This window comes from Paraburkholderia piptadeniae, assembly GCF_900007165.1.
Lineage (GTDB): Bacteria > Pseudomonadota > Gammaproteobacteria > Burkholderiales > Burkholderiaceae > Paraburkholderia > Paraburkholderia piptadeniae.
Genome location: NZ_CYGY02000006.1, coordinates 48,281 through 56,218, shown reverse-complemented (window position 1 = coordinate 56,218; position 7,938 = coordinate 48,281). Strand labels below are relative to the sequence as shown.

The following is a 7,938-nucleotide window of genomic DNA, read 5'->3' as shown; positions in this document are numbered from 1 at the left end:
TTATTGAGCCAATAAAAACGCCCTAATGGCGCCAGTGCCCAGCAATCACGCGGACTTGCGACCGCGTGATGACTACAAGAAAGGGAGGAACTTCGGGTTAAGGCGGGAGGCGACCATTCCATCTATTTGGGACCTACAGCCAGAATGTTGATAATTTGTCTTATGTAAAATTGAGGACGCCGGTGTCAAACAGGCGAATCGCTGTGTACTGAGTTGCGTGTTTGCCGCAGCACACTGCAGACAGGTTTTCTGAATATCACGGGACAGTCGCCTTCGTCCTATTTGCGCCGCATACGCCTTGGCCAGGTACGCCATCTATTGCGCTCGACCCTTGCCGACCAAACGACGGTCGGGGATGCTGCGGCTCGATGGGGGTTCGTTCATTTGGGAAGGTTTGCGACCGACTATCGCAATCTTTTTGGGGAGTTCCCCTCGCAAACCTTGCGCCCTGAGCTTGCCCCGAAAGACGAATCCCTTGCTGAGCATTAAACTCACGCAAGGAGAGTCAGGAAGACGAGCAAGTCGAAGCGGGGCATGCTACGCACTCGAATTCAAGCTGGTAGCGGTTCGACTGGTCAAGGTCGGCCAGAGCGTTGCGGTGGCGCCGCGGGTAGGTGCTGGCCGAGCCAGTGGCTTATGTTCAGGTCGTTGAGGTCGGCCCACGCGCTCACTAGCGTTACGCTGGTCAGTCCGCGATCCAGCCCTATGGTTCGGATCGGTTTCATCAGGCAGGCCCTCATTCGCCGAGGATTCCGCTTGAATCACCTTGGACAGACTGAACGTCATCCGGCCGATCGTCGAGCTGAGTCTGAAGCCGGGGGCATGCAGCCAGGCGGCCGGACTCACGATGCGTCAGGTCCAGCGGCTCGTGATCCAGCATCGCGGGCCCGCCCCCCGGCTGCGTGACCCACCATCAATCGACCCGTATCTCCGACTTCGGCATACCCGCTTCAACCAGCTCGCAGGTATTGCACTTGTAGATGGCGTTCAGATTGCGCACGGCGCCCTTGACCAGATCTGAGACCGCGAACACGACACCGTCGCCTTGCCACGGATCGCACCAGACGGCGTCGGGGCCCCATGAGCGCAGGTTGTTGGCCTGCCATCCCGGATGCAGGCCGATGCCGACCCACACATGGTCATAACCGGCCGTTGTGAACGCCATCAGGTCGAGCGGACGCAGGCCTTTGTCGTAGAGATGAACGAAGGCGATGATGGCCTGCTCCCAGCAGTTACCGTATTTCGTATTTCTCACGTGCTCCGCGGTGCCGCGCATATTCCCGATTGTCATCGCGCATACACCGGCGTTTCGCGTTCTGTCGACACCCTGTCCCGCAGTATCGTCGTAGCCGTGGCCGACCACGTTCTCTACGCCGCCCGCAGCTTTCAGTCGATCCGCGAGCTTGTTGCAAGCCAGAACGCCCAGGCTCTTCACCTCTCTGACCGCGCTTTCGCCCAGCCGAATGTTATCTGCCAATGCCATGATTTTGCCCCTTAAAAGTAAAGTAACCGTGCCCGCTACTGCTGACATCGTCTGCCGCGCCAACTGCGCAACTGCCTGTTCGAATCAGAACGCCGGTTCTATGACCCCACCCACACGCTCGACCATCGCCCGACACGCCGCGCAAACCTACGATTGAGAACCGCGCCTCGTATCGAATACGCCCCCTACCACCGCCCGGCTCCATCGCAGTCCCCTGCCGCCGCGATCATGGATAAAAGCGGCCATGTTTTCTTCCGCTTGAGGGGCGCCTCCTTCTTCGCGCCTGACGCCCTTCAGATGACATGGCACTTCGAGAATGCCGAGTCGCTTCATTTCGTCCCGTTGCCTGTCATTGAAGCCCGCCGACGAATTGATGCCCGCAATGAACAGCCGCGTTTCGCCGATCTCGACCCAGGCGATCTGAATCGTCGCTCCGCGCATGCGGTCGCCGAGCGCCTTGAGTCGATTCGCGACAAGCGTCAATGCGTGCTCGCCTTTGCGTTGCAGTTCGATTTCCATGAGCGTCGACATATCGCACCTCTCGATCGCATCGGCTCGCGTCAACGCGTGGCTTGGGCCACTTTCTGCTTCAGCCTGCCGCGTATCGCCGCGACATCGAATCCGTTCGGGCCGGGCACGTCGGCGAGCGGCATATAAGGCGCAGGCGTATGCAGCAGATAAGCCTGCGCTTCATCAACGACGATCCGGTCGCTCGCGTCATAGCCCAACGCTTCCAGCTGACGCGTCAGTTCCGCGCGCTGCTCGTAGCTGAGCTCGCGCCACCAGAACGAACGGCACGCCTGCGCGTATGCGTCGTCCGAGAAATACTGCCAATGACCCAGTTCGTGGCTGAGGATGGCGGCCCTTACGGGCGCATCGATGATCTCGCCGCCCGGCCCCGTTCCGAGCCCCGGAATCGTGATCAGAAAATCGCGTGCGCTGCGCGCCTGCCAGTTACCGTTGCGTTCGCCGATCAGGCCCATCTGCACGGCGATGCGCTGCAACGCGCGCTCGCCGGGCGTCAGCGTCAGATGCTGACCGCGAGCCAGATCGAAGAAATGCGCGAGCTCGGTCGAGCTGAAGTTGTTGCCCGCCGTCAGGTCCGCTGCATTGGTGCGGAAGCGTCGCGCGTGAGTGGCGATCTCCGTCATCGTGACGATGTGATCGCGCGGCATGTCGCGGCGTTCGAACAGCGCGACGACCCGCGAAAACATCGCGCCCTGTCCGGCGAGACCCGGCGCGTGCATCACATAAAGACCTGGCCGGTCGATGATCGCAAAGAGGACGAGCCGCGCGTCGCCCGGCAGCGATGCTTCGAGCCTCGCAAGCGGAACGCGTCTGATCTCGACGTGTTCGCTCTGCGCTTCGAGTTCCGCGGCGCCGGCTTGCGCGCAGGCGTCGCCGGCGAGCCATCCCATCGCCGACAACGACAACGCGCATGCCGCCGTGAGCCCGATGCCACGTGTGAGAAAAGACTTCATGGACGCCAGCGCCCGCACTCGCCGCTAGTCCGTCACGGTGACGATCGTGACGCGGCGGTTTTCCGGCGCGATCGGATTGCGCCGGTTCAGCGGCTCGGTCGATCCCTTGCCGACCGACGACAAACGCTCCGGCGCGATGCCATCCTTGTGCGTCAGATAATCGACGACGGCAGCCGCGCGATCCTCCGACAGCTTCATGTTCGCATCCGCCGAGCCGCGCGGATCGGCATGCCCTTCGACGCGAAACCGATAGGCCGCCAACTGTTCCGACTGCAACGCATGAGCGACCTTGTCGAGCGCGGCCCGCGCGCTATCGGTGAGTGTCGACGAGTTGGTCGTGAACGTGATCAGCATCTGTAGCGACGGATGCTTCGCGGGACCGGCAGGCTTCGCCGCCGCACCGGGCTGCTTGTTCGACAGCACGAAGCCGCGCGTGACGATGTTGTCGCCGTTGTCCTCGGGAGCGAGCGCCCTGGTCACCGACTGTTCGTCGATGTCCTGCTCCTTGACAACCGGGTCCGCGGCATGGGCGACATGCGCGCATGCAATCGCACACAGCGCCATCGTCACCGCCCTGCGTGCCGTGCGCCCGTCCACAAACGAAATGATTGAGCCAGACATACCGCGACCTCCGATCAACGCTTGACCTGTTCACACGTGCGCAAGCTTTCGCCCGCTTTCACCCGCTGTCACTCGCGCAGTCTCACAACCGACTGCCAGCCGCTGCGCGCTTCATCGAGCAGGCCGACGAAGCGCTCGCCATCGGGCAGTCCTCGTCCGCACAGCAGCGACGCCGGCACCGCGCTCGACCCTTGCGTCCACCACGCGCTCGATCCCGTCTCGATGCCGACAGCCAGCAACGCGGAAAAGCCGCCTTGCGTGGCGACTGGCTGCATGTCGTCCGCTTGCGCCTGTTCCATCGGACACAGCCGCCATGCGGGCGCGTCAGTTGCAGTCGATGCGACCGTGAGCGCGCCCCACGCATCGAGTTCCGCGTCGAAGCGCTCGAGCACGAAATCGTCGGCAAGCGTCGACAATGCGCGCCGCGTCGCCTCGTCATACCAGGACTGCGCGCCACTGAGCCACTCGGCCGCATCGCCGCACGCGACCGGCGCGGCGATCGTGAACGGAAAATAACGCCCCACCCTGTCGACGCCCGGCATCACGACGCCCGCCCATGCCGACTCGCCGCAGATGCCCGCGCCGAGCGCAAAGCACCAGACAGGCGCATTCAGATACACAGGCAGCCACTGCGCACCGAACCACCGCTGGGCGAACAGCATGCCCTGCTGCAGGCACGCGTCCCACGGCGTGACGAACGCCGCAGGCAGACGCCGCGTGACGAAATCGCCATGCGTGCGCACCTTGCCGAAAAAACCCGGCCCTTCTGCGGCGAACTCGCTCATAGCCGGTCGGGACAGCGAAACTGCTCGAATATCCCTCGACGGAACGGGTTGGTCACGCTGCTTGCGTCGAGCTGAAGCACGAGCGTGCGTCCATCCGAGTCGAAGGTCATCTTGAAGCGGTCCGCCTGCGCGGTCGGCTGCAAGCGCGCGTCGTCGACCAGATGCAGCAGCGCCCACGGCCCATCCGCACGCGGCGCCGACGCGTCTCCTGACGGCTCGAAATCGACATGCGCCTGTCCCGTGCCCTTGCCGCTCGGCCACTGGAACACCATCGACTGATCGACGTGGGCGGCAATCAGCTGCTGCCCGTCGATGTCGATGGTGGCGTGGTCGATCGCGGGATCGATATCGAGCACCTTGAGCGAGAAGCGCACGGAGACGTCGCGCCCGCCCGCGCGGAAAAACGCATCCCTGATCTGTGCGGCCCGCTGAAACTGCGCGAGCACGTCCTGCGGAATGCCGAGCGAATCGGCGCCGTTGCGCCAGCGCCACTGTGGCGCCGACATGTCGACGAGCGTCGCCAGGTTCTTCTGGAAAAAATCGTCGATGAGGCCACCGGGCCCAAGCAACCGCCCGAAGTCGTCGGACGCCGCATCGCGAGTGGAGCCGCGCACCAGCGGGTAGCGGCCGTCGAGCGCCTGTCGGCAAAGCTGCGCGACATTGGCCTGCCACAGCGCATTCAGGCGCGCACGCTCGCCGCCGATCATCAGCATCGAGCCGCCGTTCGCGATGTCGTCGGCGACGTTCGCGAGCGGCGCAGGCGCGCCCTGCGCGGCAAGCTTCAGCTTGTTCAGCGCGTCGCCGGGCGGCGCAGGCAGTCCCTGCTTGCGCGCGGAATCGGCGGCTTCGAGATACGTCGCCGCGTCCTTCAGCGCCGCGAGCTGCGTATCGAGCGGCACGGGCCCTGCCGCGCCCGGCTTGCCCGCGAGTTCATGCAGCGCCTGGAAGTGCGCATCGACGGGATTGACCTGCGCGGTCGGCGGCGGCGCTTCGTCCGGCTGATTGCCGAGCGCGCTTTCGAGCCGCTTCTTCACCGCATCGAGCTTGTTGCCGAGCGCGGCGACGCCCTGCCCGGCCAGCGACCCGCCCGTCTTGACCGTGCCGAGCGTCGTCTCCTGAGCGGCCGCGAGCATCAGCGCACGCAACGGCGAATCGGGCGCGGCGAGCAGGTTCGCGACGCGCGCGCCCTTCTCGACGCCATCGAACGGCACCACGTCGACATCCGCGAGCAGTGCGTCCCACTGCCGGATGTACTCGTCGTAATAGAGCCGCGTCATTTCGGACTTCAGATCGTCGATGCCGTTCGGCGTCAGCACGGATTCTTCGCGGCCGAGCACCCAGTCGTCCCGCGCGACATCGACCACGGCCGCGTCACGTAGCTGGCCGAACTTCTGATAGCCGGCCCGCGTATAGGCGCCCGGCACGCCGCGCGTGAGCGGCGCGCCGCTCTTTCTGACGAGCACGAGCGCGGCATTGCGCCCCCCCGCTGCCGCGACGCTGAATTCCGGCAGCTTCGCCTGCTCCAGATCGCGCGCGACGCGATTGAACATGCGCTGCGCGAGCGGCATCTTCGCGAGGTTCGTGCGCGCCTGCGCGATCAGGTTCTTGTCGAGCGGCAGCGATGCATCGAACTGCGCAGGCTGGAACAGCGCGGCGAGATGACCGTCGATATCGTTGCGCCGATCGTCGCCGGCATCGCGCAGCGGTCCGCGCCGCCAGTCGATGTCGGCCCACAGGCGGACGGAATCCGCGTCGAAGTGCGAGGCATCGCCGAGCATCAGATACGCGCGCAGCACCTCGTACTGAAAGTCGGGATTGTTCGCATCGCCGCGCCGCAGTTCTTCTTCCATTCTGCGCACGACGAGGGGCAGCAGCGTCTGCTTCAGGAGCCGCCGGTAGCTCGCCTGCGCTTCGAGGCCCAGCTTGTCGCCCTGATACAGGCCGAGCCGCGAGAGCCACGGCACGCTCCTGTCGCGATCCGCGTAGCCGCCCGGCAAATCGCGCGCGGCATTGAGCAACGGCAGCAGCGTGAGCGGATCGTCGCCGGGCCGTGTGTTCTGCGCGAGCTTTTGCAATGCGGTCACATGCTGCTGAACATCGGCGATATACGCTCGATTGCGCTGATAGCTGATGAAGAACAGCACCAGCGCGATCACCACCGCGACGCCGATCAGCGCAAGCGCGATGCGCTGCAACCACGTTCGACGACGCTCCAGTTTCGGGTTCGTGCCCGCGAGCCCCGCTTCCTGAAAAATCACGTCGCGCAACAGCCGCGTGATGAAATACGCGCGCCCGCTCGCAGGGTCGGGCAGCACGACCTGGCGCTGCAAGCCGAGCGCGGCCGCGACGGCGCTCATCACGCGATCGATGGGCCGTCCCTCTTGCGTGCCGCTCGTGAAATAGACGCCGCGCAACAGCGCCGCCTCGTCGAAGCGCGACGCGCTGAACGTCTCCTGCAAGAACGACGTCAGCACATTCTCAAGACCCGCGAACTGCTGCGGAAAGCCGTACACGAGCGCGCGCCGTCGCGTGTCGGTCTCCTGCTGCATGCGTCTGAGCACACGCGCCTGCAACTGCTTCTCCAGCCCGGCGAACTCGCCGGGGAACGACGCCAGCGCTTCGTCCGGCGCGCCTTGCGCGGCGTAGGGGAACGTCATGCCCCACACCTGTTCGCGCTCGTCGCGACCGAGGTCGTCGAAGAACTCGGCGAAGCCCGCCAGCAGATCGCACTTCGTCACGACCACATACACAGGGAACCGCATGCCGAGCCGCGCGTACAGTTCCTTCAGACGTTCGCGCACGGCGCCTGCCTGCACCGCGCGCTGGGTGTCGGACAGTTGCAGCAGATCCTGCACCGACAGCGCGACAATCACGCCGTTGAGCGGCCGGCGCGGCCGGTACTTGCGCAGCAGTTGCAGGAAGCCGCCCCATGCGGCCTGATCGGCTTCGGCGAAACTGTCCTGGGTCGTGTAGCGGCCGGCCGTGTCGAGCAGCACGGCATCGTCGGTGAACCACCAGTCGCAATTGCGCGTGCCGCCGACGCCGCCGACCGCCTGCTTGCCGAGCCGATCCGCGAGCGGAAACTTGAGGCCCGAGTGCAGCAGCGCCGTCGTCTTGCCGGTGCCGGGCGCGCCGACGAACATGTACCAGGGCAACTGATACACATACTGGCTGCCGAAACGTCCCTTGATGCGCGCCTTGCGCAGGATTCCCATCGCGTCTTCGAAGCGCTGCTTGAGCGCGGCGACATCCGCCTCCGATTCCTTCTTGCCGGGCTGCGGCGTCTCTTCGGCGACCACGCGCGTAAAGCGCACGTTCGCGAGCCGCACGATCAGCCAGCGCACGCCCCAATAGAGCGCCCACAGCACGAACAGCACGACGATCACGATCCAGCGGCTCGTCGCCGTTTCGAGCGGCGCCTTGCCCGCGAACGCCAGCAACGGGCCTTCGATCCACACGATCAGCGCAAGCGCCAGCACGCCGAGGAACGTCAGCACGATCGGGCGCCTCAGCCAGCCAAAGAGTTTCATGGGCGATGACCCTCGCAGTGTTGCGTGCGTTGCGTGCA

Annotated in this window: 7 protein-coding genes; 1 reads left to right on the top strand and 6 read right to left on the bottom strand. The window is 65.0% G+C overall.

The genetic code is table 11. From position 1 onward, the window contains the following. Window positions 1-213 precede the first annotated feature (213 nt). Complete coding sequence (locus BN2476_RS01940; RefSeq protein ID WP_438942850.1) at window positions 214-489, top strand: helix-turn-helix domain-containing protein; 276 nt, start codon at window positions 214-216, stop codon at window positions 487-489. A 424-nt stretch (window positions 490-913) separates the two neighbouring features. On the opposite strand, the gene BN2476_RS01935 is transcribed toward BN2476_RS01940, so the two are convergent. The 6 genes from BN2476_RS01935 to tssM all read right to left on the bottom strand — a co-directional run bounded on the left by BN2476_RS01935 (window position 914) and on the right by tssM (window position 7,900). Next, window positions 914-1,531 (bottom strand): hypothetical protein, encoded by a 618-nt coding sequence (locus BN2476_RS01935; protein WP_143810882.1) that lies wholly within the window; start codon window positions 1,529-1,531, stop codon window positions 914-916. Window positions 1,532-1,630: 99 nt separating this feature from the next. Then, on the bottom strand, window positions 1,631-2,014 hold the full coding sequence (locus tag BN2476_RS01930; RefSeq protein ID WP_087732479.1) for a hypothetical protein: 384 nt from the start codon (window positions 2,012-2,014) through the stop codon (window positions 1,631-1,633). 29 nt (window positions 2,015-2,043) lie between these two features. Next, window positions 2,044-2,964 carry a hypothetical protein gene (locus tag BN2476_RS01925; RefSeq protein WP_087732484.1) on the bottom strand — a complete coding sequence of 307 codons (921 nt, stop codon included), beginning with the start codon at window positions 2,962-2,964 and terminating at the stop codon, window positions 2,044-2,046. Between the two features lie 24 nt (window positions 2,965-2,988). Continuing rightward, complete coding sequence (locus BN2476_RS01920; protein WP_087732478.1) at window positions 2,989-3,585, bottom strand: OmpA family protein; 597 nt, start codon at window positions 3,583-3,585, stop codon at window positions 2,989-2,991. 68 nt (window positions 3,586-3,653) lie between these two features. After that, window positions 3,654-4,370 (bottom strand): type VI secretion system-associated protein TagF, encoded by a 717-nt coding sequence (gene tagF / locus BN2476_RS01915; protein ID WP_087732477.1) that lies wholly within the window; start codon window positions 4,368-4,370, stop codon window positions 3,654-3,656. Further along, window positions 4,367-7,900, bottom strand: coding sequence for a type VI secretion system membrane subunit TssM (tssM, locus tag BN2476_RS01910; protein WP_087732476.1), 3,534 nt, complete (start codon window positions 7,898-7,900; stop codon window positions 4,367-4,369). The genes tagF and tssM overlap by 4 nt, the downstream gene beginning before the upstream one ends. Between the last annotated feature and the right edge of the window lie 38 nt (window positions 7,901-7,938).